Raw genomic sequence first — 25,000 nt, 5'->3', positions numbered from 1 at the left:
TGCCGAACTCAGTAGTGAAACGAAACAGCGCCGATGATAGTGTAGCATTTGCTATGTGAAAGTAGGACATTACCAGGCTTCAAATTGTAGAAAGCCCGGATCTAACGATTCGGGCTTTTTTACGTCTACAGAAAAGTAAAATGCGCGCAATTAATAGACACTCACATTAACACCCATCGCGTAGGTCGGGTGAGCGCAGCGACTCCCGACGCTAGAATCACCATAAGTGCGCACTTATAACACTTAAACTTCAATTCTAACCTCACGATATAGCTTCATATTTTCACTAAATTATACTCAGATCTCAGCGCTTCTCGTTTCTTCTCATTTTGTTGCAATTTCATTCTTGGTTTAATAAGTGACCTGTGTAAAACTAGCTAAGTTAATTTAGTAAATCAGGTGACATGAATGTCGAATATTAAAGCTTGGAAACTTATGAGCCTGTTTTGTTTGTTCGCAGTGCTTATAGGTTGTCAATCTAAAGAAGAGCAGCTGCAACAAACAATTCAAGAGTCTATTAAAAAGGTAGATACGGAGCTGTCTCAGCTTGGTACTGCACTCGATAATGGAAGCGTACGCAATGCTGTATTACTTAAAGAATATGGCGAGCTTCTTAAAAAACAACAACCAGAACTTACAAAGGTTGTTGATGTAATTACCCTTGATGCAACGCGCCAAGGCGCACTTTATAGTGGTTTAACACAGCGACTTAAAGATGTGAAAGGTACTTATTTAATTCCCCCTTATGAAGATACGCTACATAGTATTGATTTGTTGCGTGAAGCAGCCAAACCAACGCTATTCTCTGATGCGTTAACCGATCCTATCAATATGCTAGCTGATATGTCTAAAGGTGCTTTAGCACGTGTAGGTGCAATTAGTAAGCAAGCTGAAGGTGAGGGTGTTGGTAACCAAATGGTTGGTAATCCTAACTATGGTAATTGGCAATCAAATAGTAATGGTATTAGCTTTTGGCAATGGTACGGAATGTACCGTATTTTAGGCGATGTATTTGATCGTGTTGAATACGGAAGCTGGAGCAAACGCCGAAAGTATAGTTATTACAATGACTATGGCCGTTCACGTTATTCAAGCCCTAAACAAATTAAAACCCAAAGCGCTTTAGAAACACGTACGCGTCAAACATACCAACGCCAAGGTAAACAGTTTACAAGCCCTTATGCGAGTAAGAAAACAGGTGCATCAGGTTTAAGCCGCAGCAGTTATACGCCACCAAAAAGCCGCAGTAGTTATTCTCGTTCGAGCAGTTATAGCAATAGCTCTGGATCGGTGCGTGATAGTGGTAGCAGAACCTCTCGTGGCGTGAGCCGTGGTAAGTAAAAGAATAAAGTTGGAGTTAGAATAATATGTATGAATTTAATGGAATAACTATGTGGTCGCTGCAAGCGCTGGCGATTGATTTTGCAATTATTGTTTTATTATTTGTAAGCCTTAAATATATAAAAGGCTGGGTTTCAAACTTACATGCAAATGATGAAATAACAGAGCGTGATAACTTTGCCTTTGGTATTAGCTTTGCCGCTGGTTTAGTGGCACTGGCGATTGTATTAACAGGTGTAAGTAGTGGTGCTTTTGCTGCAACATTGCAACAAGAAGCACTGCAAATGTTAGCTTACGGCGCATTAGCAATTGTACTTATTAAGTTGGGTCACTTTTTTCAAGATAAAGTAGCGCTTCGTAAAGCAAGCCTGCACGACGAAATAGTTAAAGGTAACGTTACAGCTTCAATAATTGATTTTGGTCATGTTGTTAGCGTTGCAATAGTTATTCGCTCAGCACTTTTATGGGTGGCTACTGATGGCTGGCATGGTCTTCCAATTGTAATTGCTGCCTTTATTATAGGTAGTGTTGTATTACTACTTGTTAGCCAGTACCGAGTGCAGTTATTTAAGCGTACAAACAAAAGTGGCGACTGCCTACAACAAGCAATTGTTGATGGTAACTTAGCTGTGGGTATTCGTTACGCTGGATTTTTAATAGGTAGTGCATTAGCTATTACAGCTGCAACGGGTGTTGCGCCATACGCTGCTGATAACATTAATGCGAGTTTACTATACTGGGCTATTAGCGCTGTTGTGAGCCTTGTCGCATTTATTATTTTGCACTTAGTGACAATTAAAATAATTTTATCTGGTTGCGATATTTCCGATGAAGTTAATCGTCAAAAAAATGTAGGTGTAGCAGCTATTTCTGCAGCAGTATCATTTGCTGTAGGTATCACTATGGCAACCTTACTAGGCGCATAATCAGTGTCATCAACCAACACTCCCCCAAGTAAGTCTCGCTTACTTGGGCACGACATATTACTAATTACTGTTATGGCCGTGCTTGCTGGGTGCGGCCTTATTTATGAATACTTACTGTCTCATTATGCGGGCCGTGTACTTGGCTCAGTAGAAAGCGCTATTTACGCCATGATCGGTACTATGATTGTAGCAATGGGCTTAGGCGCTTTTTTAGCGCGTTGGTTTAAAGATGCATTTACCGCTTTTGCTTGGCTAGAAAGCATTATTGCTTTGGTTGGCATGGGCTGCATTTTAGCGATAGCGGGTGTAATAGCTGTAAGTTATTCTCTTCCTCATTTATTTTCGAGTATTTTTAATTTACCCCCAGATGTTGTACTTAATGGTTACGTATTTCAAAAGCTACAAGAGTGGTCACGTTTTCTACCTTATGTTTTTGGTTTAATACTGGGCTTATTTATTGGTATGGAAATACCGCTTATAGCGCGCATTCGTCAGCACGTTTATGGTCGTTTTTTAGAAAACAACGCAGGGACTATTTATGGTGCCGATTATATTGGTGCTGGTATTGGTGCCGCCATTTGGGTAAGTATCATGCTCTCAATGCCTATAATGCAAGCTGCGGCGTGGACGGCGTTATTTAATATTATCGCAGGGCTCGCATTTTTATGGCGTTACCATGCCCATGTACGCTTTGCTAAGGTACTTTTAGTTTGCCATATAGTACTGCTGGCATTGTTTGGCTTTATTTTAGTATTTGGCAGTAGCTGGATGAACAATCTAAGTAATGTTTTATACAAAGATAAAGTAATTTATTCGCAAGCAACCAAATACCAGCACGTAGTTTTAACCGAAAGGTTAAGCAAAAACCAACCTCAGCCAATCACCGATTTATATTTAAATGGGCGTTTGCAGTTCTCAAGTATTGATGAACAAATATATCATTCAATGCTGGTTTACCCTGCAATGCTTGCCTCTAACAGACACGACCGTGTATTAATAATTGGTGGTGGTGACGGGCTTGCACTTAGAGATGTTTTAAAATGGCCTGTGAGTGAAGTAACGTTAATAGATTTAGACGCGCAGCTTCTCAATTTATTTGGTCATAAAGACGGTGACTTTACCCCGCCAGAGCACATCAATAAGCGATTACTACAGCTAAACAATAAATCGATGCAAGACTCGCGAGCCAACATAATTGTGGGTGATGCATTTTTAGAAGTAGAAAAGCTACTTGACCAATCTAAGCAGTTCGACACTATCTTAATTGATTTACCGGACCCGAATCACCCTGATCTAAATAAAATGTACAGTGATTACTTTTATAATCATGTACGTCAGTTATTAGCACCCGATGGCGCAATGGCGGTTCAATCAACTTCACCTTACCACGCTAAAAAAGCGTTTTTAAGCATTGCTAAAACAGTTAAAGCCGCAGGGTTTGAGTATGTTGAGCAATATCAGCAAAACATACCTTCGTTTGGGCAGTGGGGCTGGACTATAGCCACTAAAATGGGGCAGTCGGCTAGTGGCCGTATTAATGATGCGACGGCTATGCCTGTGCCATCAAGATGGATTAGTAAAGAATATTTATTGGCAAGTTTTGTATTTCCTAACCACTACTTTGAACAAGTTAAAAGTATTGAGGTCAATAGGTTAGGATCTGGTCAGCTTTATGATTACTACCGAACTGCATGGCAAATAGAAAGCGAATTGTATAAAAACTAACAAAACATGGTTGACATAATATGTCGACCATGAGAATCTTAACTCAGACATAATATGTCAAACGACAAAAGGCAGAGACATGGAATTAAATGAACTTTCAATAAAATTAGCTTCTTTTGAAACTGAAGGCGCTAACTTTGAGTCTTTCTTGATTGCCAACCCAGGCGAGCAAGATGTTTTACAAGTCATTGTTGATGGAAATGATGAACTTCCAATTTTTGTTACACAAACGCAAGAGCAGTTGTTATGTATTAGCTACTTGTTTGACGAAGATGAAGTTAAGAGTGAATTACGCAACGAGTTAAACGAAACATTACTACGTTTAAACGTGCCAATTCCACTGAGTGCATTTGCTAAAATCGATAACAAATACGCGATTTTTGGTGCACTGTCGGTAAATTCATCATTAGATGACGTTACCCACGAACTAGTGACTTTAGCCGATAACGCTATCGATGCACTAGAAGCCGTGACCTTGTATTTAAACGATTAATAGCCAGTTAGTGGAGTTAAGATTATGAGTATTTTAAAAAAATTATTTACAGCAGTACGTGGCGGCGCTCGTGAAGCAGGCGAAGCAATTGTAGACAAAAATGGCATCCGTATTTTTGAGCAAGAAATTGCAGACGCGCAAAATGCACTTCACCGCGCAAAAAAAAGCCTTACAGAAGTAATGGCTAAAGAAATGCAAACTAAGCGTAAAATTAGCGCTGTAGATGCATCAATCGCTGAACATGAAGCGTATGCAGGCCAAGCTCTTGAAAAGGGCAACGAAGCGTTAGCATTAGAAATTGCAGAAAAAATTGGTGACTTTGAAGCAGAAAAAGCCGAAAACGAGCAAGTATTATCTGGTTTTAGTAACCATATTGTTGCGCTTAAGCAGCAAGTTAAAGATGCTGAAAAATCAATTAAAGAGAATCAGCGCCAGCTTACAATGGTTAAAACCACTGAAAGCGTACAGCAAGCAACAATGGCTGTTAACAGCACGCTTAATACAAACAGCTCGTCTATGACATCGGCTCGTCAATCGCTTGAACGCATTAAACAGCGTCAACAAGATCGTAGCGACCAGCTAGGTGCTGCAAAGCAACTTGAGTCAGACGTAAATGGCGATGACTTAAAAGCAAAAATGGCTGAAGCAGGCATTGGCGACACAAGTCCAAAAAGTGCTGATATTTTAGCCCGCATCAAAGCGAAGCAAAATAGCTAACCATTACGTTTATACTTTAAAAAGGTAACCGAGTTTTGCTCAGTTACCTTTTTTGCTTAGAAGGCAGCCTTCCTATGTTTAATTTTTTCAAATCTAAAAAAGAGCCAGAGCGTCAGCTTAATCATCCGAGCGAGCTAAAAAAAGGCGACATGTTTAGCGTTATCGACTCATTTGCTTATCCGGCATGGTTAAAAGGTGAAACACTACGTGTTACTGATATTCAGACTTACCAATATCAGCACAGCAGCGATACTGAATTTGTACTTGAGACAAATAGCGGCCAAGTTGTATTTTTACAAATTGAGCAAGATGACGGCGAAGAGTGGGCTAACTTTTCTATTAAAATTCAGCGCAACGAAGTTGAAGAGATATTTGGCCTTGATGAGTTTGCGCGTATTTTTGATGAAGAGTCGTTAACCCACATTACAGTGCAAAATACACCAGAGCGCTTTATGCAGTTTTTAGCTAAAAGTTATCAACAAAGCGAGTCGCCTTATGTGTGTTATTTCCATAATAAAGATTACCGCAACCAAACATTGCCTCGTTATGAGCAAGAAGGTGGTGAACCATGCGAAATGATTTGTTTAGCATCAGATAATGAAGGCTTTGGTTTAAATATCGAAATTTGGGATGGCGGCGAAACCGAAGTATCGCTAACGCTCATGCGTCCAATGTCTGATATTGTAGACTTGTTTCCCGGAGATGCTAAGTGAGTGATGCTAAAGACAAGTGGTTGCGTCAGGAACAAGCTGTACGTGCCACACAAATGGCATTTGATCTAAGCAGTGAAGTTCAAAAGCTGATAAAAAAGCAAGCTATTGACCAAGAGTTAACGCCGTCAGATATGATCCGTAAAATACTTGGCTTAGATGTAAAGTCTAAAAAAACGCGTCAACGTTTATCGTTTAATTTAAATGATGATGAGATTGCGCAACTAGCCAGTCGCTTTGATGTCCCAAGTGATGATAAGCGAGCCGTAAAACAACAAGTAGCTGACTTACTAATTGCTCACACTAAAAAAACTAAGTAGTTGCACTAGATTATTATGAATATTACTCTAATTGCTTATCTACTTATTTTTGCGTTGTTTGGTACTGCGGCGAGTTATTTTGTACGCTTTATTTATGCATATTGGGTGCTTAAAACAATGCCCATGAAGTACATTATAAAAGCGGGTATTTGCGTAGTGCTGGTTGTTGTAATTTCAGCGTTAATTCCGTATTTAGGTTAACGCTGAAATTAGCTTATACGCGACCGTTTTTATTTTATATCAAACGACTGGCATTGGTGATTAATACACAGCGATTGCACTTCAAGTACTGGTGAACAATCGGTTAAGCCTTGTGCTTTATTTTGTATGCTTTCTTGTTTTGTTATTTGTTGAGCAAGCTGTTCCGCTTCTTCTTGAGAGGTGTTTAGCGTTGAATAAACAGCATATTTACTCGGTCCGCCACAAGCACGTGCACCGACTTCAAGGACTTTGCACTGAAAGCTAGCGGTGCAGCTATTATTACTCACCATGTTATTCAGATCATAGTTCAAGTCAGACAAGTTTTTACTTTGCTCATTTGACGTCACAGTACTAGCACAACCACTTAGTAATAAAATGCTGCTAGCAATGCTTATAATTGACAGTTTAACTGTTGATGGTAAACAACTCATAACGTTATCCTTAAAATGCACTTACCGCTGAGCCTTCAAGTTTAACACATTTATTTTCAACACACTGCGTGCTTGGCGTTGTTAAATGCTGACAAATGCTCATCATCCCTTTTTGTGAATTATAACTACTTTCAAGCTTAGTAATTTTGTCGCTAAGGGCTGTTACTTGATCTTCAGATGCTGCGTTTGTTGAGTACACAACAAAGCTGCTTGGCCCACCACATGCGCGACTACCTACTGCATTTACTCTACATTGAGTGCTTGTATCACACTGTTTATCTGCAATTAGTGTATCTAATTCGGTTTTAGCTGCTTTTATATCGTCTATTGAAACGTTTTTCAAATCAGCTTTTGGTATTTTTTCAGCAACTACGTTCTTTTTAGTATTTTCTTGTAATTGAGTGTTTTCTTTTAGCTCTTGCTTTGGTGCTTCAGCTTCTGAGTTGATTGTTACTTTCTGCGTTTCAGTAGGTGCTTTATCTAAGCATGCAGTTAAACAAAGTGGTAAAAGTATGGCTAACAATGGGGTACGCATAACAAACCTTGATAGTGATGAAATATTCATCACTATCATACACTGTGCATTTTTTACGGCAATAAAAACTATATTATCAAGTAATTAAAGGCACTAAAAAATTGTTCTGTTAAAGTCCGCCCTGCGTTAGTTTGGTAGGGTTGAGTAATTTTTCGAGTTCTTCGCGCGGTAGATCAGTTTCTTGTTCGGCTATATCAATAATAGGGCGGGCTTCTTTATAAGCCTGCTTCGCTATTTTTGCTGCTTTTTCATAACCGATCACCGGATTAAGCGCAGTTACCAAAATTGGATTTTTAGCGAGAGCCTTATCTATATTTGGCTGATTTACTTTAAAACTAGAAATCGCTTTATCGGCCAGTGCTTGCGCGCTATTGGCAAGTAATTCTATGCTTTGTAAAATATTATACGCAATGACTGGCAGCATCACATTCAGCTCAAAATTACCCGCCTGGCCGGCTACCGTAATAGTGGCGTCGTTACCTATTACTTGTGCACTTACCATTGCGGCTGCTTCAGGTATAACAGGATTTACTTTGCCAGGCATAATAGATGAACCTGGTTGAAGCGCTTCAAGCTCTATTTCACCTAAACCTGCAAGTGGGCCTGAGTTCATCCAGCGTAAGTCGTTCGCTATTTTCATTTGTGCGACAGCGAGTACTTTTAATTGCCCTGAAAGCGCGACGATGGCGTCTTGTGAGCCTATGTTATAAAAAAAGTTACTACTAGGCGTAAATCTAATGCCTACATTGGCACTCAGGTTTTCTGTAAATTTTGCTGCAAATTTAGGGTCTGCATTTATTCCTGTTCCAACGGCTGTACCGCCTTGTGCAAGCTCGCATACACGCTCTAAGCTATGTCTAATTCCTGCAGCGGCATGGTTAACTTGTGACTGCCATGCACTTAGAGTTTGATCAAACGTTACAGGCATTGCATCCATTAAATGCGTACGGCCCGTTTTAACTATATGGCCTACTTCAGCTTTTTTCTTTTCCAGGCTTTGCGATAAGTTTTCAAGCGAAGGAAGTAATTCATACACTACGTTTATTGCACTACTGAGTGCGATAGCAGTAGGAACTACATCGTTAGAACTTTGCCCCATGTTTACATCATCATTAGGGTGAATGCTTTCACTGCCTATCCGGCTAGCAAGCGTTGCAATAACTTCATTGGCATTCATATTTGAGCTTGTGCCCGAACCGGTTTGAAAAATATCAACGGGGAAATGCTCAATGTGCTCGCCATCAATAATACTTTGGCAAGCTTGCTCAATAGCATTGGCTTTAGCTTTGCTTAAATGCCCAAGCTCATAGTTACTTTGTGCTGCGGCTTGTTTTATATAAGCCAGTGCAGTTATAAATTGCTTCGGCATAGGTAAGCCACTAATGGCAAAATTATTAACCGCTCGCTGTGTTTGCGCTTGATAGAGTGCATCAGTAGGTACTTTTAGCTCGCCCATGCTGTCTGATTCTGTTCTAAAGTTGCTCATAAGTGTGCTCCTTAAAAAGGGTTGAATTCGTGACTAAGAATACGAGCTTCACGCTCAAGTATTAAAAATTGTGCAGTATTGTTATGCACTTTATAAAACCGTTTTAGTGCTAATAAAGGTTTGTATAACTGCTCTAGACATTGTTTACGAATAGCATTATGTATAAGAGGGTCGCACATTTTGTTTATAATTTCATGGTGTGTGCGTCTAAGGTAAAACTCTTGAAGCAAGGGGTTACGTTGTTGCTCAAATTTTTTGGCGACGTTAAGGGCGGTTTCTATGTAATCGGCAACGAGCATGGGTGCATGTAGGCCAGGTCTTAAGCAATGGCAAGAGAGTTCTTGATGGTAACGATGCTGGGCATAATTTGAATACATAAAAAAACCGACTCAAGTTAACGATAATAGTTATCATTACATTTAATCGGTTTCAGTGTAAACAGTTATTATAAAAATTATTTGCGATACTAATTTGAGTTTTAATTGTAGCCAAGAATAAATATCTGATCTGTTTCATGTTTGGTCATCGCCTGTTGATTGTGTTTAGGGTGCGAAAGTAAATCGATTACTGTAGCTCTCATATCAACGGCGTAACTATGATCGTCGGTGGTTTTTTCGGTTATAGCAATAGCTGCGTCTACAGCTGTATAAGGGGGTATATGCATAATTTTATCCTTTGAAATTTAATATAAGTTAAACCCTTTAGTGGGTTAGCTATATAAAAGCATATTACGTACCAATCATAATGAACCAGCTCAACCATATGATAGTTATGGTGTTTAAAAATTATATTTTTTTCATCACGACAAAATAAGCTAAATTTGCTTTACTGTTGTGCATTAATCTACAATTTTGGTGCACAGTAATGACAAAGCCATTTTCACAAGCCTGTGAAAACAATAAAACCCCTATTTTAGAGCAATTAAAAGTTGTATTAAAAAATACTAAAACAGTACTCGAAGTCGGTTCAGGAACCGGCCAGCATAGTGTTTTTTTTGCAGAGCAATTACCACATTTACAGTGGCATACAAGTGATCGCGCTATAAACCACGAAGGGATTAACTTATGGCACCGCGAAGCTAATTTAACTAATTTACATGCACCACTTGAGCTTGATTTAAATAATGAATGGCCAGTAGATAAGGTTGACGCTATTTATACTGCAAACACATTTCATATTGTGAGTTGGCAATTAGTTGAACGTTTTTTTGACGGTGTTAAACGTCACTTAAATAGCGACGGTATATTGTGTATTTATGGGCCATTCAAATACCAAGGTGAATTTACCAGCCCAAGTAATGATGACTTTAGTGCTTTTTTAACAGAGCGCGATCCGTCAAGTGGAATAAGAGATTTTGAAGCAGTTGAACAACTAGCTAAGCAAGTAGGGCTTACGCTTATTAGCGATACAGCCATGCCTGCAAATAATCAGTTACTCGTTTTTAAACGGCAATAATGAGCTACATTGCTCTTTATATATATCAATAAGGCCGCGTTCACGCTTTAAGTAGTCGCTTATTGCATTACTAAAGTCGCCATCAACAATATGGTGAGCAGAGTAGGTAAGTACGGGTTCAAATCCGCGTGCTATTTTGTGCTCACCTTGTGCACCCGAATGAAAACAGTTGAGTTTATGCTTTATTGCAAACTCAATACCTTGGTAATAACACAATTCAAAGTGCAGCGAATCTACTTCCTCACTTGCTCCCCAGTAGCGCCCATAAAGCGTGTTTTTACCTACTAAACTAAGTGTTGCAGCAATCACGTTATCGTCTTTTTTGGCCAGCATAATAACGAGGCTATTAGCCATTAAGGCATGTAAAAGCGTAAAAAACTCCATATTTAAATAGCCCAAATGACCAGATCGCTTTAAGTAGGTACGCTGATAAAACTCACAAAACAATTGCATTATCTCGGGCGTAATTTGCGTTCCTTGGAGCCATTCAATATCAATATTCTGTTGCGCTATTTTAGCTCGCTCTTTTTTAAGGGATTTACGTTTGCGAGAGCTAAGTATTTGCAAAAAATCGTCAAAGGTTTCAAAACCTTTATTAAACCACTGAAATTGCACGCCTACTCTTAACATGGCGTGTTGCTCAGTTAATGATGTAGCTTGGGCTTGGTCGCAAAAGTTAACATGCCATCCCGACCACCCTTGCTCAGCACTGTGTATGTTTAGTTGCTCTGTAATGTATTGGTACACAACGTTAGGGTTAGCGTGTTCAATAGCAATACGCTTGCCTTCAATGGGGCTAAAGGGAATGCCAGATAGCCATTTTGGATAATACTCTAAGCCGTGTTTTTCGTATGCCTCAGCCCAGGCCCAGTCAAATACGTACTCGCCGTATGAATGACCTTTTAAATACCCGGGTGCAAGTGCAACGAGCGTATCATTTTCAAAAATAGCGAGGTGATGGGGCTGCCAACCACTTTTTTGTGTTACGCATTGGCTTTGTTCAAGGGCATATAAAAAAGCATGTTGAGTAAATGGTTCATCACCAAATAAACGTTGCCACTGCGCCTGATCAATCTCATTAATACTGCTAAACCATTGGTGCGAAAACGTTCCCATGACTACTTACCTTGTAGTTGTTTTAAGCTGTTCTACGTTTTTAATAAACGTACTAATTTGCATTTTAAGCTCGGTAAAATGAGGATTATAAGTTAAGCGCTGTAAAGCCGGATAGTGTTTTAAGTTAGCGCTTGTACGCTCTCCTAATTGTGGGGTTTGTGTTGTTTTACATGTTTTGTACAGGGACTCGTCATTAATAAAGCTGCCACAATTACGATAGGTTGCGTTAATTCCATAATGTGGATTTTGCGGCGAGTTAACAACCGCAATATGCGATATACCATGAACCGTTTTACATTGAGGCGTTGTGCATTGCGGGTTATTTACTGTGTAGTCACTAGCAAAGTCTGGCGGTAAAATATCAGTGCTTCCATAAAGTACTAAAGTATCGAGCGGCTTATATTTTACTGAATTATCTTTGTGTAATGCACTTAATAACTTTAGAGTGGCCCGTGTATCTATTGTTGTATCAATATCGCTAAGCACACTAAAAATAGGTAATTTAAGTGGAGGGCGTTTGCTTAAACTACTTACGCTTGCAAGTGACATTGCATCGTATGATGCTGCCGCTGCATTTAAAGGAAATGATTCATACTTAGCGAAGTCTACATCGGCGTCTTTATCAATCCAATTAACAAAGGGTATGGCATCAATCCACTTTGCTATCCAGCCGTACTTATTATGTGGCTCAGAGCCGGGCGAATAAAGCATAAGCGCTTTAATTTTAGGTGAAACAGTGTGCTTAGTTGCGTAATCAATAAGTAACGCTGCACCGGTAGAGTAACCTGCGAGTATCACCTCATCAAAGTCTTGCACCGAGCGTTCAATACCGTATTTTATTGCTTGTTGCCATTGGTTAACGTCTACATTGAGTAACGCACTTGCGGCGCTACCATGTCCTGGTAATAAAATAGTACGCACAGTATAGCCTTGCTGATAATACACTTGTGCTAAATCGTGATACGTAAAGGGGGAGTCAGTTAGTCCGTGGATTAATAGCGCAACTTTATTGCTGTTTGGATGCGTAAGCTCAAAAGGGGCAATAATACCTGCAATAGTAGGGTCAGGTTTTCGCTTACCTTGTGTTACTAACTGCTGATACGTTTGTGTAATAATAGGGCATGGCATATTTGAACGTGGATTGGCTTTATTTATATGTTTATATGCAAAATCTAAGTAATCGTTAAATGGTAAAAGGGCGTGGTAATTAAAGCGCTGGTGGTTGTGCTCTTTTTCAAAGCGTAATAAGCCTTGTTGCTTACTTTTTGTTATAAATTTAAAGTCGCTTGCCTGCGATATACAGTTTTGAGCGACGGTAATATGCGAAAAAATACTTAAAACAAAACCAAAAGCTACTCTTAAAACTATTCTTAAAATTAAATCACTATTATTCATTAACTACTGCATATTGGGCAAGACACTCAGTTAGCTTAATGAGTTCAAGCGGTTTTGCAAGATGTTGGTTAAATCCAACGGCTTGTGCATGTGCTTTATCCTCTGGCATAACGTCGGCAGTTAAAGCAATAATCGGGAGTTCTTGTTCGGTTTTAAACTGGCGGATTAGGGCCGTTGCCCTATAGCCATCCATTACAGGCATTTGGCAATCCATAAGCACTAAGTCAAAATGCTGCTTTTTAACTATATCAACGGCTAGTTCGCCATTTTCTACTATATACGGCACAATCCCCAGCGAGCCAAGCATCGCTTTAATAACCATTTGATTCACTGGGTTGTCTTCTGCGACCAAAATGTCTAGCGAAGTAATATTAGTATTATCAAATGTAATAACATGTTCTTTTTTAGGCTCTGTTGTTTCTAATTGCATTGAAAATGTAAACGTAGAGCCTTTATCTATTTCACTTTCAAGTGCTATTTCTCCCCCCATTAATTGGCTTAGCTCTTTTGCTATTGTTAAGCCCAGCCCTGTACCACCAAATTGCCTAGAGGTAGAGCTATCAGCTTGGGTAAATGCATTAAATAATTTTTTATGTTGGCTTGGCTTTATACCTATTCCGGTATCCCTAATGGTTATAACAAGCTGTACTTTATTGGCGGCAGTAAACTCTGTTTCTATGTTTAAAGTAACGCTGCCTTGGCTTGTAAATTTAATCGCGTTACTACATAAATTAAGTAATACCTGCTCAATTCGCATCGGATCACCAATAAACCAGGTATCTAAAGGTAGCTTTGAGTTAACTTGCCATTTAATACCTTTGTTAACAGCGCTTTGTTCAAACATATTGTTTATGCGTGTTATTAAGGCACCTAGGTCGAATGCAATAGATTCAATAACTAACTTTTGGGATTCTATTTTTGATATATCAAGAATGTCATTAATTAAGTTTAATAAACTTTTAGATGATGAGTTTATTTTATCTAAATAGCCAATGAGTGTAGTTGCAGTGTCTGTTTCGCGAGCAAGTGAAGAAAAACCAATAACGGCATTGAGAGGTGTTCGTATTTCGTGGCTCATATTAGCTAAAAATTGGCTTTTAGCTTGATTAGCTAAATCGGACTGCTGTTTTGCTTGTGCGAGTGAGTGTGTACGCTCTGCAACTTGACGTGTAAGCGCTATTTGTTGCTGATTAAACAGTAGTAAAACCATTAAAATTAAAGAACATACGGCAACTTGAAGTATGAGTAATAATAAAGTTAGCTGACTATTATGTTGTGTTAAAAAGCTTTCTTTAAGGGAGAGTTTTACAATCCATTTTTGCCCTGCAAAGTCCACGTCAAACGACATTAAACGGCTGCCTTTGGCTTGTTGAACATCTTGAGAGTAATTACTATAAAACGGCGGTGTGTTTGTATCTTCATATATACCAATCGAAAACATATCAGACTGCTGTTTAGTAATAGCTTGTTCAATAATACTTCGTACTAAAAATACACCTGTGGCATAGCCTTTAATTGTTTCTTTATCGTTACTTTGAGAATACACAGGAGCAAATAATAAATAAGCTGGCTTAGGCTGTTTGGTCTGTACTAGTTGAATTATCTTAGTCCCTACGGGCATATATTTTATAGCAGGGTTAAGCAGGGAATTTTTTCGATCAGGGTTTGAAAATACATTAAAGCCAATAGCTTTTTGATTACCATTAAAAGGAGCTATGTATTTTACTATAACAAGGGGATCGCTAATTTCAAGAGGCTCACCTACTACATCAACATCTAAATGGTAAATGTTTGATATCTCTTGAGCAAAGACGTCTCGTTGATCTTGAGGTATTTTTGCATTCCACGATAAAGCGTGAATAAACGCATGCTGGGTTAGTAATTGGCTAGCATAAGAATAAAAATCTTGTTGGCTTAATGTTGAAGATGATTGAACCTGACTTGCTAGGCTCTGCACTGCAATAATACTGCGATTTGTATATCTATAAAGGCTATTTTCTATAACGTGTACTTCACGTTCGGCGATTTTAATTGTGCTTATACGGTTTTCTTGATCGTATAGCTGTGTTGTAACCGCAACCGACACAAATAAAATAGAACATACTGCAATTGTTGGAAACGCCGATATATTATGTTGGTTAGACTTTTGTGGTAATAAAGAAAGTAAAAACGGAGTTGCAATTATTACTCCTAATGTATCGCCAAGCCACCAGTAAATAACATTCTTCCAATGATTATCAATACTGTAAACTGAGTTAAATTGACTAAGAGCGAACACGCCAAAGTTAGCCGAAATTAAACTGACTAATATTGCTATGACGAGAATAAAGTAAATTATGTTTTTACGCTTTTTAAAGCGTAGTGGGTGGCCAAGCCAAAATTTTAGTAAAGCAGCGCCCACCATTGCATGTATAACCACACCGAAGGCGATATACATTGCCTCGTTAAATGAGTTACCGACAAGGACTAGCTCATGAGCTGAACTATCAAAAATATTTAAATTAAATGCAATTGCAGCTACAAATAAAGGCGGGATAAAGCGCCACCACCAAATATAACAACCGACCAAAGCTATACCAGCAGGTAACCAAATTGGAATTATTTGCGAATTAAAAGCAAGTTTAGTGAGTGCTATACCCACTAAAAAATATGCTAAAGCAAACATGATGTAAAAAATAAAAGAATGATTTTTAGAGTTAAAATTTTTCACATAAGGTCCAAGCAATTATTATTATCGTTTTGAAATATCAGTATAGCTAACAGTAAGTTATTTGGGTTATTTTTATAATGGTAACTGTTTTTTGCTAAATGATTGTTTAAGCACAACTGTTGATTCTATATTTGCGATACAACTTAAGCCACCTAGTTGATGTTTTACAAACGTTTCGTAGCTCTCAAGATCATGGGCAATTATTTTTAATAAATAATCATAGCTCCCTGATATTACACAACACTCTAATACATGTGGTAATTTTTCTACATGTTGCTCAAATTGCTCTGCAGCACTTACCGAGTTTTGGCTTAATCGCACAAACGCATATACCAACACATTAAGGTTAAGTGCTTTAGGGTTTATGGCGGCGTGGTAGCCGGTAATAATGTTTTCTTGCTCTAACTTTTTTATACGTCTTAGGCAAGGTGTATCCGATAGGTTAATACTACTGGCCAAGTCTGAAACCGACATACGAGCTTGGCTTTGCAGTGCAACGAGTAATTGCTGATCTTTTTTATCTAACATAGTTGTCGGCTTTTATTAATTATTTTTATATTTGTAGTGATTATTGCTAAGTATTGCAGTTTTTACTAATTTTTTTGGCGTTTTACCCTCATTGAACTCTGTTAGCATTTAACTATAAAAATAATAGAGCACAACAATGAACACACATACCGCTATTTTCGATCACTGGATACGAACAGAGTTTGTCACTTTAAATAGTGAATTAGAGCAGCTTTATTGGCAGCAAACCGATAAAGCAAATGTAGAAGGGGTAGGCGAGGCCTTAAAGCAACAATTAGAAAAAAAAGGCAACGCATTAATTAGCAATTTATTAGCCGAGGGCAACACAGATCAAGGCTTTGATAGCGCTTTTGACTTACTCGGTAACGTAGGATTGTTTATGGCAGCGTGTAGGCGCCATGAAATTACTGAGCCAAGCAGAGAAACAACCTCTCCACTAATAGAAGCCTCAGCGCTTTCTATGCATATAGGCGCATCCATTGGCGTAACCCCTCGTTTTGCTACCGCCCACTTAACTACTCATAACAAAGCACTTAACGGTATTTATAAACGATTTACTAATTTACCCGATGAAAAGCTATTTATTGATTACAACACCCAAGGTATTTTGGCCTATAAACGTGCAAGCGATGCTTTATTAAAAATATTGCCGTTAGGTATCTCACACCCCCTGTGTGGTGAGTTATTAAAAGTAGCTAAACAGGCACTTATAGATGTAATTGAGTCAAACAATGCACTTTATTCTGAGCTCGATACAGATCGATTTTTTAACTGCGTTCGCCCTTATTATAAACCGTACCGTGTAGGTAAAGAGGTTTACAGAGGTGCAAATGCTGGTGACTTTGCAGGTATTAACGTGATTGATATGCTGTTAGGGCTGTGTAGTGCAAACGAGCCTAGTTACTCGCAAATGCTGGTGGATAAGTTTTTATATATGATGCCAGAGGATCAGCAAATACTACGAGAAGCCATGCGTATGCAAAGCTTTATGGATGACTTTTTACAAGCAGAGCAATATAAAAATACAGATTGGTTTAAAAACCACGCAAAGTTATTTATCCAAGTGTGTAAATTACATGGTGACACCGCGGTCGGTCATCATAATCAACTGGTTGAAAAGTTTATTGCTCAGCCTTCAAAAAATATGCAACAGCAGTATATGAGTAAGGTAACAGCAAGTGGTCCTCCGCTTCATGTATTGCTTGATTCGCTCGAAAAATTAAGAGATAGGCGAGCCAGCGCAAAACGCGACGATATAAAAACACGTTTTGATGATCTAAATACACTTAAAAAATGGATTAAATAGCATGCTTAAAAATGATTTCTGTATGGCCGATGGCTGTTATTTATTAAACCACTCGGTAGGGCGTCCTCTTAAAAATACACAGCAATATTTAGCACAGCACTATTTTTTACCATGGGAGAGCTCAAGTAAAGAACCTTGGCAGCAATGGCTTCCCGCAGTTGAGCAATTTACTAGCGCACTTAGTAAGTTATTTAATGCGCCTAGTTCGCAGTTTTGTCCTCAAGTTAATTTATCAAGTGGCTTAACAAAGTTGCTTATGTCGCACCCTCGATTACAGCAAAAAAATTGTAAAGTGCTTATGGCGCAAAGTGATTTTCCGAGCATGGGTTTTGCAATGCAAAAAGCATTACCAGAGTGCGCACAAATTATGTTTATACCAGAGCACGAAAACCTAACTGATATTAATGTTTGGCAGCGCTATATAACTTGCGATATCGACTTGGTTTTTATAAGCCATGTGTATTCAAATACAGGAGTACAGGCGCCTGTATGCGATATTGTAGCTATAAGTAAATTAACCAATAGTTTATCAATAGTTGATGTTGCTCAGTCAGCGGGTGTTATACCGCTTGATTTAAGCGTACTTGATGCTGACTTTATGATTGGCTCGAGCGTTAAATGGTTATGTGGTGGCCCAGGTGCAGCTTATTTATGGGTTAACAAAAACCAAATAGAGTATTGTAAGCCTAAAGATGTGGGTTGGTTTTCGCATCAAAATCCATTTGAGTTCGATATTAACCACTTTGAATATAACGCTAATGCGCTCAAGTTTTGGGGTGGCACCCCTTCTGTAGCGCCTTATATTATCGCCGCAAATAGTATTGCCTACTTTGCAGAGCTAACAGCTCACAAGGTAAGAGATCATAATTTAGCTATGCTTACGCTTATTCATGAGCAACTAGGCAAATATGTTGCATCACCTATGAGTAGTGATAAATGCAGCGGGACTGTTATTTTGTTTTTTAACAAGCAGCAAGACAATGTACTTACAGCGCTTAATAAAGCGAAAGTCAGTGTAGATGCCCGTAAATTTGGGATACGAGTATCGCCACATATTTATAATACTCAAGAAGACGTTGAGCAGTTTATTTCGATAGTAAAACGAGCGCTTAAGGGTTTTGGCTAAGCTGCTGCTTTCTTTGTTTTAATGACTCTATTTTTTGCTGCGTTTGATTAATTGATGCGTCGTAAGCTTGTTTTAACGAATTTGTTTTAGTTGCGATAGCATCAGCAATAGACGAAGCGCCTAAACGATTGGCTTTATCTTGAGTCATGTAATCTATCTGCTGTTTTTTAGCTGCGTATTCTTTTTGGCTTTGTGCAATAGATAGCTCAAGGCGCTTTATTTCACGCTCTATTTGTTGAACTTCCAAGAAGTCATCCACAGAGGTGTCGGTAATACCTTTACCGGGCGTAGAGCTTTTGTATGCTTCAATTACGTTTATATCTTTAAGAGTAATAACTTGTGCATCTTTAGCGCAAGGCGTTTGGCTAAAGGTAGGAACGCCCTTAATTACACACTTATACACTGTTGTACTTTGTGCCAAGGTAAAAAATGGTGCTGCCGCGCAAAATGATAGCAATATGAACCGGATCATAGCTAAACCTAAAGTGGCTAAAGTTGTGTTAATAATGCCCTAAGTTATTACTAGGCACAATTTGTTTAGTTTTTATAATTTTTAGGTACAAAAAAACCACAACTAAGTGGTTTACATTAAGTATAGTCCAAAGGGAGGGGTAAACTTGCTTACATCCATGTAATCAATCGCTGCGCGACGCTTGCAGCAGCCCAAAATGTTCCAGACATTTTGTCGAACTCTGTCGAGGGTTCTCACCCTCCCAATTTAGTATAGGTGTTAAATTTTAGGCACAAAAAAACCACAATTAAGTGGTTTAAATTAAGTATGGTGGAGAGGGAGGGATTCGAACCCTCGATAGAGCTACAAACTCTATACTCCCTTAGCAGGGGAGCTCCTTCGGCCACTCGGACACCTCTCCAACGCATAACCGTTTGTATTGATGGAAGTAAAAAAGCCACCAATTAAAATATGGTGGAGAGATAGGGATTTGAACCCTAGATGGGCTATAAACCCATGCCGGTTTTCAAGACCGGTGCATTCGACCACTCTGCCATCTCTCCGTGACGCAGAATAATACTTAGGTGATACCGCTGTGTAAATAGCAAAATGACTGTTTGCCTAAAAAACGTACGTAAATGAGGTTTTTTTTGTAAATAAGGGGAAATTAAGGCAATTTTTAATAAAATAAATAGGTTGCAGCAAACAAGGGGGAGCTAAATAAGTGACTTCATTTAGTGGTTGAGTGTTCGCTGCACCGAAAAATAATCATGGTTGGGTGGTTATTTATATTGAGCTGCGCCGCTAAGTGCTAGTCTTTTACCAATAGTGTTAAGTTTAGCTAACATTCTTGCTTTACGGTTAGTTGGTTTAACTGCTACTTGAGCTGCTGCTGTTTGATTTAATGTGTTAATTGGTTTCATTATTTTGCTCCGGGTTGTATATGTTGAAATCGCGTGCATTTTGCACGTTGTTTGATTAAAAAGACAACGATAAAAATTGAGCCTGACGGATTAGTTAAACTAATCCTTGTTTGTTTTATTAACGTGCGGTTCAGTGTTTTTTATTATCGCTTTTGCATAAATAGTTACAATGAAATCGGCTTTGGTCGCATTAATACTGGTGCTTGTGAGTGTTTGTATTTATTTATATGCATTTTACATAACCTTTTTTGACTAGTTATTCAGATTAAAAAAATTCAATTAAAGTCTTTTTATTCGTTCTTAAATACATTGTTGGAAACAAAAAGCTTGTCGCTACTAATAATTATTAAACCAAGTACAAAAAAACAGAGTGAAAAACCACTAATGTGGCTTAAAAGCATCTGTAAAAAACGCAGTTTTTCTTATTGTATGTTTACTACAACGGGAAGCTTTAACGATGACTGCGCTCAAATAAGGTTGCTACTGAGTAAATTTCCCAAAGTAGTTGCACTAGGTGGCGATGGTACATTGAACTTGGCGGTTAATGCGCTAATAGGGAGCAGCTGTTCGTTAGCATTATTACCTTGCGGTACAGGTAACGATTTCTCCAGAGGGTTTAATTGCAAAGAAGATGATTGGCGAAAGGCATTATTTAATACACCGACAGCAATTGATATAGGAAAAATTAATAGCCGCTATTTTATTAATATTGCAGGGGTAGGATTTGATGCTCATGTGATTAAAACTATTAATGATAAAGCTAATTTTTCATCTTTTGATTACAGTTGGACGAGCATTAAAGAGCCATTTTATTATCAAGCCCAGCAGTTACAAGGTACGTTTAATAACGATGTTAGGGCGTGTTGATCTTTGTGGATTGAAATTTGTTCAATCTAGGGGCGATTAAATTGCGGCGCGATGTTTGTAACCTAGTGGGCTAAGTAAAAACCGAGCAACAAAGAGTTAATCGTCCCTAGAAAGAACCCAAAGGGCAGCACATGTTTGGCATTTATGCTGCGTTATCGCCTACTTATGGGGAATAACCACACTGCATAGGCTCTGCCTTGCCTAAAAACCAAACATACTGCTGCAAATTCAACCACCAAAGGTCAACACGCCCTAGGCAGTATCAAAATTTAATTACCGTATTTGCTAATCATAAGTACTTTGGTGGTGGTCTAGAAATAGCGCCAAAAGCGGATTTAATTGATGGCCAGCTTGAGTGTTATCAAATGCGATCGGGTGGGCTTTTTTATAATGTAATAAGCTTTATTAAGTTATTTTTTAAGCGTCATGAGTATATAAAAAACCTTACCTATAGTCGCTTAAATACAGCTTCCATAAATACTGAAGGGCTATTGATTGAAGCAGATGGTGAGCTGATAGGTAAAACTCCTGCAGTTGTTAGTGTGCATGGACAAGCCTTACTTTTTCATATGCCAATAAAAAAGCGCCTACAGTAAAGTAGGCGCTTTTGCGTTAGTTGCGTTAATAACGCGTCTAACTGGGGACGGAGCCACTTTTAGCTATTGCTCTATTAGCTAAAAAGGCGTTAATTCGTTTTGTTGGGGTAAGCACAATGGCGTTACCTAATAGCACTAAGCTAAACCCTGCAAAGGTATTTGCGTGCCATTCAAAGCCTTCAAAAAAGCTACTCAGTGTTACTGCCACTAACGGGAATAAAACAATAACGTAGCTGGCTTTTTCAGGGCCTATATTTTTTAGTAGTGCAAAGTAACAACCAAAAGCGATTACTGTGCCAAATATTGATAAATAAAGTAATGATAACCAGTAGCTAGTTGGGGCGTTTAAACTAAATTGCACATCGTTCATTAATACATATAAAGCTAAGCCTATAGCACTATATAACATGCCCCATGCATTGCCCTGCAATACGCCAATTTGCTTACGAGAATTACGAACGCTTACCATGTTGCCCAATGAAGCCACAAAGGTGCCACCAAGGGCAAGTAGTAACCCGACCAATGCACCGTTACTTAAGTCGAACTGCTGTAACTGTGGCCAAAACAGACACGTAATACCTAATACAGCGAGTGCGGCACCGGTATAAATTCGTTTTGAGATAGGCTTACCAAAAAATAGTCGAGTGTTAACTATGTTCATAACCAGCAATAGTGAAAAGGCGATAGAGGTCATAGCGGAGGTTAAGTAATTTTGTGCCCAGTAAAGCATTAAGTAATTTAAGGCAAAATTACAAATAGCCAACAAAGCAAAAAAGCCATGATCGATTAATGAAAAGCGCATATCCGGTTTTTTGTACGCTACATATAACCACATTAAAAGTGCTGCAATAGCAAAGCGATAAAATAACGATAGCTCTACCGCAATATCACCTAGCTGAAATTCGATGGCTAACCAAGTAGAACCCCAAATTAAAACGGTTGTAATGTATAGCGCTGCACTTTTCATGGTTACTCTCCAAAGCCCGATTGAATGGCTATTTTAAGACCTGTCTGTATACTTACCATATACAGAAAAGTAAAAATGTAACCTATACAGATTTGGATGCGTGATGATAAGACAAAAAAATAGCCAGGGGCATGAGTTTCTATATCAGCAAGTTATTCAGTTGATCAGAGATATGAGCGCCCAGCAGGTTTTACTCCCTGGCGAAAAACTTCCATCACTGCGTAAAATGGCAGATAACTTAAACATTAGTATTCCGACAGTGAAGCAAGCTTATCAAACACTTGAAGATCAGGGGTTAGTAGAGGCACGTGAAAAATCAGGGTATTTTTTAAAAGTCGTTAGCATGGCGCATAATTTACCTAAGCGAGTTAAATTAAGTCGCGAACCTGTTGTGGTAAATAAACAAGCCTTAATAGAGCAGGTATACAGTGCGATTCATCAAGCTAATGTAGTTCCTTTTGGTATCGCTAATCCAATTGCTGCTGCACCCACCGATAAAGCACTCGCCAGAAACATGCGCCGTGTAATGACAATTGCGGGCAGTAAAGCTATTAACTATGGACCAACAGATGGGTTTGTACCGCTGAAAAAGCAATTGGTGCATCGCTATTTAGATTTTGGTATTGGCATAAATATGGACGAGCTTGTGATCACCAATGGTGCGCAAGAAGCCATGGCTATTGCACTTAAGTGTGTGACAAAGCCAGGCGATGTAGTTGCCATTGAGACGCCTTGCTATCACGGGATTATCGAGTTAATAGAAAGCCTAGGGCTTAAAGCGCTCGAAATACCACTGTGCCCAGATAATGGTATTTGGTTAAGTGATTTGGAACGCGCTTTAAATGAGCATGATATAAAAGCGTGTTTATTCTCGACTGCAATTAGTAACCCTGTGGGCAGCTTTATGCCTGATACAAACAGACAGCAGCTGGTGGAGCTACTTGAAAGTCATGACGTAGTGCTTATTGAAGATGACGTATATGGCGATTTATATTTTACGGCAAAACGAGGCACACCTGCTTTAGCGTACTCTAAAAAAGGATTAGTGATTAGTTGCTCATCTTTTTCTAAAACGGCAGCGCCGAGCTATCGTGTAGGTTGGTTAGTTGCGGGTAAATTTGCAACGCAAGCAAGGCGATATAAAAGAGCACTAAGTTGCTCTGCTTCGTTAATAAACCAATGGACGTTATCTGAGTTTATTGCCAGTGGTGAGTACGACCGAAATTTAAAAGTACTTAGGCAACGCCTGCGCGATAACAAAGAGCGTATGCGATGGTGCTTACAACAAGCTATGCCAAAAAACACACGTATAAGCGATCCAAAAGGAGGCTGCGTTATGTGGCTAGATTTAGGAGGCGAGTACGATAGCCAAACATTGTTTTTACTTGCGCTTGAGGTTGGTATTAGTATTACCCCTGGGCTTGTTTTTTCGGCCTCTAATAAATATAAAAGCTGCGTAAGATTAAGTTATGGTGTGCAATGGAACGCGCAAATTGAGCAAGCAATAGTTACATTGGGTAAGCTTACTTTATTAGCTAAAAAGTAATACCAATCTGCTTATATATGGGGTCTATTTAACGTTAAGAAAATTACGCTAGAACTAGGCAAAAGTTTTTGTATCGAGTTGTTCTAAATAAAAAATTTTTAACGACGTTATAGTGCAATTTAATTCGTTAAATTGCTCAAAGATTTATGCAGGTTGGTATAAGTTTGCGAAACACAAAAAAGCAGCATTTAAGTAAACTTAAGTGCTGCCAAAGGGATGTTAAATAACGTTTGCTGTACTAATTTTGTTTAAAGCTAAATAACTGGTAACCTTCAAGCTCAGGCACTTGCATTACTAATTGCTCTTCTTGTTTTGCAATATCAGCAAAGTTTCCACATAAAGAGTTGGCACGTTCTTCAAGTGCGCTTGCATGTAGCTCTACTTTTTCTTCTATTTGTGCACCCATATTTTCCATACGTTGTTCAAAGGCATCCATATCACCGCCTGAACCAAGTAACTCAGAACCTAAAGCTACTAAAATACTGCCCATTGATTGCATTACTGCTGATTCAACCGCTGTTTCTATCTGCTGCTCAAATTGTTGTTCAAAGTTTTCGCCAAATTGATTAAAACTTTGTTGGCCCATCACAAATGTACCTTGCTGGTAAAATGTGTTTTCTACTTCGATTTTAATGTCATCCATAAGCTCTGACATATTATCAAGACCGTCAATATTAAATGCATTGCCTACTTCTTCTAATGCTACTCCGGCAATTTTAACACCCTCAAGCGCTATATTAGCTACTTCAGGTAATTGAGTGCGTAAGCTATCAGAGTACTTGGTTAGCGCGTCGCGCTGCGAACTATTCAGCGCTACAAGTTCGCCATTTACGGTTAAGTCACCATGGGTATTAAACTGCATGGTTTTATTGTTGGCGGTAAAAATTTCCAATTCGTTTGGCTTAATGCGCACATCATTTTTAAATTCGACGTTACATTCATCATTACTAAATGAAATTGCAGAATCGTTATCGTTATGAGCCATAGCGGCTGGTGAACAAATTAATGCGCTAACTAATAGTAATTTTTTCATGTTTGTTCTCTACTTTTTGTTGATGACGATTAATTAATAACAAGTTTGATGCCAGTTTTATTTTTTAATATAAAACATATGCTTAACTGTTTTTGT

Annotated in this window: 27 protein-coding genes and 2 tRNA genes; 14 read left to right on the top strand and 15 right to left on the bottom strand. The window is 38.7% G+C overall.

Going from position 1 to position 25,000, the window contains the following annotated elements:
- Positions 1-408: 408 nt before the first annotated feature.
- The 8 genes from H4J63_RS10200 to H4J63_RS10165 all read left to right on the top strand — a co-directional run bounded on the left by H4J63_RS10200 (position 409) and on the right by H4J63_RS10165 (position 6,433).
- Positions 409-1,341, top strand: a complete 933-nt coding sequence (locus tag H4J63_RS10200; RefSeq protein WP_182196346.1) for a CHAD domain-containing protein — start codon at positions 409-411, stop codon at positions 1,339-1,341.
- A gap of 26 nt (positions 1,342-1,367) precedes the next feature.
- Positions 1,368-2,267, top strand: a complete 900-nt coding sequence (locus H4J63_RS10195) for a DUF350 domain-containing protein (RefSeq protein ID WP_182196343.1) — start codon at positions 1,368-1,370, stop codon at positions 2,265-2,267.
- 3 nt (positions 2,268-2,270) lie between these two features.
- Positions 2,271-3,992, top strand: a complete 1,722-nt coding sequence (locus tag H4J63_RS10190) for a polyamine aminopropyltransferase (protein WP_182196341.1) — start codon at positions 2,271-2,273, stop codon at positions 3,990-3,992.
- Positions 3,993-4,071: 79 nt separating this feature from the next.
- Positions 4,072-4,485, top strand: coding sequence for a YjfI family protein (locus H4J63_RS10185; RefSeq protein WP_004335098.1), 414 nt, complete (start codon positions 4,072-4,074; stop codon positions 4,483-4,485).
- Positions 4,486-4,509: 24 nt separating this feature from the next.
- Positions 4,510-5,202, top strand: a complete 693-nt coding sequence (locus tag H4J63_RS10180; RefSeq protein ID WP_004335088.1) for a PspA/IM30 family protein — start codon at positions 4,510-4,512, stop codon at positions 5,200-5,202.
- Between the two features lie 74 nt (positions 5,203-5,276).
- Positions 5,277-5,915 carry a DUF4178 domain-containing protein gene (locus tag H4J63_RS10175; protein ID WP_024597422.1) on the top strand — a complete coding sequence of 213 codons (639 nt, stop codon included), beginning with the start codon at positions 5,277-5,279 and terminating at the stop codon, positions 5,913-5,915.
- Positions 5,912-6,232 carry a hypothetical protein gene (locus tag H4J63_RS10170; protein ID WP_024597423.1) on the top strand — a complete coding sequence of 107 codons (321 nt, stop codon included), beginning with the start codon at positions 5,912-5,914 and terminating at the stop codon, positions 6,230-6,232. Before H4J63_RS10175 ends, H4J63_RS10170 begins: the two co-directional genes overlap by 4 nt.
- A 15-nt stretch (positions 6,233-6,247) precedes the next feature.
- Positions 6,248-6,433 (top strand): hypothetical protein, encoded by a 186-nt coding sequence (locus H4J63_RS10165; protein WP_024597424.1) that lies wholly within the window; start codon positions 6,248-6,250, stop codon positions 6,431-6,433.
- 29 nt (positions 6,434-6,462) lie between these two features.
- Here the strand turns inward: H4J63_RS10165 and H4J63_RS10160 are convergent, their stop codons facing one another.
- From H4J63_RS10160 to H4J63_RS10140, 5 genes are all read right to left on the bottom strand, one after another.
- Complete coding sequence (locus H4J63_RS10160) at positions 6,463-6,864, bottom strand: hypothetical protein (protein ID WP_182196339.1); 402 nt, start codon at positions 6,862-6,864, stop codon at positions 6,463-6,465.
- A gap of 10 nt (positions 6,865-6,874) precedes the next feature.
- Complete coding sequence (locus tag H4J63_RS10155; protein ID WP_182196336.1) at positions 6,875-7,399, bottom strand: hypothetical protein; 525 nt, start codon at positions 7,397-7,399, stop codon at positions 6,875-6,877.
- 109 nt (positions 7,400-7,508) lie between these two features.
- On the bottom strand, positions 7,509-8,885 hold the full coding sequence (locus H4J63_RS10150; RefSeq protein ID WP_182196333.1) for an aspartate ammonia-lyase: 1,377 nt from the start codon (positions 8,883-8,885) through the stop codon (positions 7,509-7,511).
- A gap of 11 nt (positions 8,886-8,896) precedes the next feature.
- Complete coding sequence (locus H4J63_RS10145) at positions 8,897-9,262, bottom strand: hypothetical protein (protein WP_259365604.1); 366 nt, start codon at positions 9,260-9,262, stop codon at positions 8,897-8,899.
- Between the two features lie 101 nt (positions 9,263-9,363).
- A complete protein-coding gene (locus H4J63_RS10140) occupies positions 9,364-9,549 on the bottom strand; it encodes a hypothetical protein (RefSeq protein ID WP_010554833.1) in 186 nt (61 codons plus the stop codon).
- 200 nt (positions 9,550-9,749) lie between these two features.
- Here H4J63_RS10140 and H4J63_RS10135 point away from each other — a divergent pair, with 200 nt between their 5' ends.
- Positions 9,750-10,340, top strand: coding sequence for a DUF938 domain-containing protein (locus H4J63_RS10135; protein ID WP_182196330.1), 591 nt, complete (start codon positions 9,750-9,752; stop codon positions 10,338-10,340).
- Here the strand turns inward: H4J63_RS10135 and H4J63_RS10130 are convergent.
- The 4 genes from H4J63_RS10130 to H4J63_RS10115 form a co-directional block, all read right to left on the bottom strand.
- The gene (locus tag H4J63_RS10130) at positions 10,317-11,456 is read right to left on the bottom strand and encodes a GNAT family N-acetyltransferase (RefSeq protein WP_182196328.1); all 1,140 of its coding nucleotides are present in this window, start codon (positions 11,454-11,456) and stop codon (positions 10,317-10,319) included. The genes H4J63_RS10135 and H4J63_RS10130 overlap by 24 nt on opposite strands.
- 6 nt (positions 11,457-11,462) lie before the next feature.
- On the bottom strand, positions 11,463-12,851 hold the full coding sequence (locus H4J63_RS10125; RefSeq protein WP_182196325.1) for a carboxylesterase: 1,389 nt from the start codon (positions 12,849-12,851) through the stop codon (positions 11,463-11,465).
- Positions 12,844-15,561 (bottom strand): ATP-binding protein, encoded by a 2,718-nt coding sequence (locus H4J63_RS10120; RefSeq protein ID WP_182196322.1) that lies wholly within the window; start codon positions 15,559-15,561, stop codon positions 12,844-12,846. Before H4J63_RS10120 ends, H4J63_RS10125 begins: the two co-directional genes overlap by 8 nt.
- Positions 15,562-15,633: 72 nt before the next feature.
- Complete coding sequence (locus tag H4J63_RS10115) at positions 15,634-16,089, bottom strand: Lrp/AsnC family transcriptional regulator (RefSeq protein ID WP_076925888.1); 456 nt, start codon at positions 16,087-16,089, stop codon at positions 15,634-15,636.
- 136 nt (positions 16,090-16,225) lie between these two features.
- Between H4J63_RS10115 and H4J63_RS10110 the strand changes: the two genes are divergently transcribed.
- A complete protein-coding gene (locus H4J63_RS10110; RefSeq protein ID WP_182196319.1) occupies positions 16,226-17,395 on the top strand; it encodes a monodechloroaminopyrrolnitrin synthase PrnB family protein in 1,170 nt (389 codons plus the stop codon).
- Position 17,396: 1 nt separating this feature from the next.
- Complete coding sequence (locus H4J63_RS10105; protein ID WP_182196317.1) at positions 17,397-18,521, top strand: aminotransferase class V-fold PLP-dependent enzyme; 1,125 nt, start codon at positions 17,397-17,399, stop codon at positions 18,519-18,521.
- Here H4J63_RS10105 and H4J63_RS10100 read toward each other — a convergent pair.
- The 4 genes from H4J63_RS10100 to H4J63_RS10085 form a co-directional block, all read right to left on the bottom strand.
- Positions 18,505-18,993, bottom strand: coding sequence for an RNA-binding protein (locus H4J63_RS10100; protein WP_182196314.1), 489 nt, complete (start codon positions 18,991-18,993; stop codon positions 18,505-18,507). The genes H4J63_RS10105 and H4J63_RS10100 overlap by 17 nt on opposite strands.
- Positions 18,994-19,300: 307 nt before the next feature.
- A tRNA-Ser gene (locus tag H4J63_RS10095) sits at positions 19,301-19,393 on the bottom strand.
- A gap of 51 nt (positions 19,394-19,444) precedes the next feature.
- Positions 19,445-19,535: transfer RNA gene (locus H4J63_RS10090), tRNA-Ser, on the bottom strand.
- A 219-nt stretch (positions 19,536-19,754) separates the two neighbouring features.
- On the bottom strand, positions 19,755-19,895 hold the full coding sequence (locus H4J63_RS10085; protein WP_004335040.1) for a hypothetical protein: 141 nt from the start codon (positions 19,893-19,895) through the stop codon (positions 19,755-19,757).
- A 327-nt stretch (positions 19,896-20,222) separates the two neighbouring features.
- Here H4J63_RS10085 and H4J63_RS10080 point away from each other — a divergent pair, with 327 nt between their 5' ends.
- A complete protein-coding gene (locus H4J63_RS10080; protein ID WP_259365603.1) occupies positions 20,223-20,762 on the top strand; it encodes a diacylglycerol kinase family protein in 540 nt (179 codons plus the stop codon).
- A 197-nt stretch (positions 20,763-20,959) separates the two neighbouring features.
- Positions 20,960-21,358 (top strand): diacylglycerol kinase family protein, encoded by a 399-nt coding sequence (locus H4J63_RS10075; protein ID WP_259365602.1) that lies wholly within the window; start codon positions 20,960-20,962, stop codon positions 21,356-21,358.
- A 37-nt stretch (positions 21,359-21,395) separates the two neighbouring features.
- Here H4J63_RS10075 and H4J63_RS10070 read toward each other — a convergent pair whose 3' ends face one another.
- Positions 21,396-22,325, bottom strand: coding sequence for a DMT family transporter (locus H4J63_RS10070; protein ID WP_039488714.1), 930 nt, complete (start codon positions 22,323-22,325; stop codon positions 21,396-21,398).
- A gap of 103 nt (positions 22,326-22,428) precedes the next feature.
- Between H4J63_RS10070 and H4J63_RS10065 the strand changes: the two genes are divergently transcribed.
- A complete protein-coding gene (locus tag H4J63_RS10065) occupies positions 22,429-23,871 on the top strand; it encodes a PLP-dependent aminotransferase family protein (RefSeq protein ID WP_182196311.1) in 1,443 nt (480 codons plus the stop codon).
- 238 nt (positions 23,872-24,109) lie between these two features.
- Here the strand turns inward: H4J63_RS10065 and H4J63_RS10060 are convergent, their stop codons facing one another.
- A complete protein-coding gene (locus H4J63_RS10060; protein WP_033030970.1) occupies positions 24,110-24,904 on the bottom strand; it encodes a YggN family protein in 795 nt (264 codons plus the stop codon).
- Between the last annotated feature and the right edge of the window lie 96 nt (positions 24,905-25,000).

This window comes from Pseudoalteromonas sp. 5Ae-yellow (genome assembly GCF_014077565.1).
GTDB lineage: Bacteria > Pseudomonadota > Gammaproteobacteria > Enterobacterales > Alteromonadaceae > Pseudoalteromonas.
This window is presented reverse-complemented; position numbering and strand designations above follow the sequence as displayed.

Excerpts from the sequence above, each read along its gene's own strand:
- H4J63_RS10200 (WP_182196346.1), top strand. The coding sequence starts at position 409 with ATGTCGAATATTAAAGCTTGGAAACTTATGAGCCTGTTTTGTTTGTTC.
- H4J63_RS10195 (WP_182196343.1), top strand. The coding sequence starts at position 1,368 with ATGTATGAATTTAATGGAATAACTATGTGGTCGCTGCAAGCGCTGGCG.
- H4J63_RS10185 (WP_004335098.1), top strand. The coding sequence starts at position 4,072 with ATGGAATTAAATGAACTTTCAATAAAATTAGCTTCTTTTGAAACTGAA.
- H4J63_RS10180 (WP_004335088.1), top strand. The coding sequence starts at position 4,510 with ATGAGTATTTTAAAAAAATTATTTACAGCAGTACGTGGCGGCGCTCGT.
- H4J63_RS10175 (WP_024597422.1), top strand. The coding sequence starts at position 5,277 with ATGTTTAATTTTTTCAAATCTAAAAAAGAGCCAGAGCGTCAGCTTAAT.
- H4J63_RS10165 (WP_024597424.1), top strand. The coding sequence starts at position 6,248 with ATGAATATTACTCTAATTGCTTATCTACTTATTTTTGCGTTGTTTGGT.
- H4J63_RS10160 (WP_182196339.1), bottom strand. The coding sequence starts at position 6,864 with ATGAGTTGTTTACCATCAACAGTTAAACTGTCAATTATAAGCATTGCT.
- H4J63_RS10155 (WP_182196336.1), bottom strand. The coding sequence starts at position 7,399 with ATGCGTACCCCATTGTTAGCCATACTTTTACCACTTTGTTTAACTGCA.
- H4J63_RS10150 (WP_182196333.1), bottom strand. The coding sequence starts at position 8,885 with ATGAGCAACTTTAGAACAGAATCAGACAGCATGGGCGAGCTAAAAGTA.
- H4J63_RS10145 (WP_259365604.1), bottom strand. The coding sequence starts at position 9,262 with ATGTATTCAAATTATGCCCAGCATCGTTACCATCAAGAACTCTCTTGC.
- H4J63_RS10140 (WP_010554833.1), bottom strand. The coding sequence starts at position 9,549 with ATGCATATACCCCCTTATACAGCTGTAGACGCAGCTATTGCTATAACC.
- H4J63_RS10135 (WP_182196330.1), top strand. The coding sequence starts at position 9,750 with ATGACAAAGCCATTTTCACAAGCCTGTGAAAACAATAAAACCCCTATT.
- H4J63_RS10130 (WP_182196328.1), bottom strand. The coding sequence starts at position 11,456 with ATGGGAACGTTTTCGCACCAATGGTTTAGCAGTATTAATGAGATTGAT.
- H4J63_RS10125 (WP_182196325.1), bottom strand. The coding sequence starts at position 12,851 with ATGAATAATAGTGATTTAATTTTAAGAATAGTTTTAAGAGTAGCTTTT.
- H4J63_RS10115 (WP_076925888.1), bottom strand. The coding sequence starts at position 16,089 with ATGTTAGATAAAAAAGATCAGCAATTACTCGTTGCACTGCAAAGCCAA.
- H4J63_RS10110 (WP_182196319.1), top strand. The coding sequence starts at position 16,226 with ATGAACACACATACCGCTATTTTCGATCACTGGATACGAACAGAGTTT.
- H4J63_RS10105 (WP_182196317.1), top strand. The coding sequence starts at position 17,397 with ATGCTTAAAAATGATTTCTGTATGGCCGATGGCTGTTATTTATTAAAC.
- H4J63_RS10100 (WP_182196314.1), bottom strand. The coding sequence starts at position 18,993 with ATGATCCGGTTCATATTGCTATCATTTTGCGCGGCAGCACCATTTTTT.
- H4J63_RS10085 (WP_004335040.1), bottom strand. The coding sequence starts at position 19,895 with ATGAAACCAATTAACACATTAAATCAAACAGCAGCAGCTCAAGTAGCA.
- H4J63_RS10070 (WP_039488714.1), bottom strand. The coding sequence starts at position 22,325 with ATGAAAAGTGCAGCGCTATACATTACAACCGTTTTAATTTGGGGTTCT.
- H4J63_RS10065 (WP_182196311.1), top strand. The coding sequence starts at position 22,429 with ATGATAAGACAAAAAAATAGCCAGGGGCATGAGTTTCTATATCAGCAA.
- H4J63_RS10060 (WP_033030970.1), bottom strand. The coding sequence starts at position 24,904 with ATGAAAAAATTACTATTAGTTAGCGCATTAATTTGTTCACCAGCCGCT.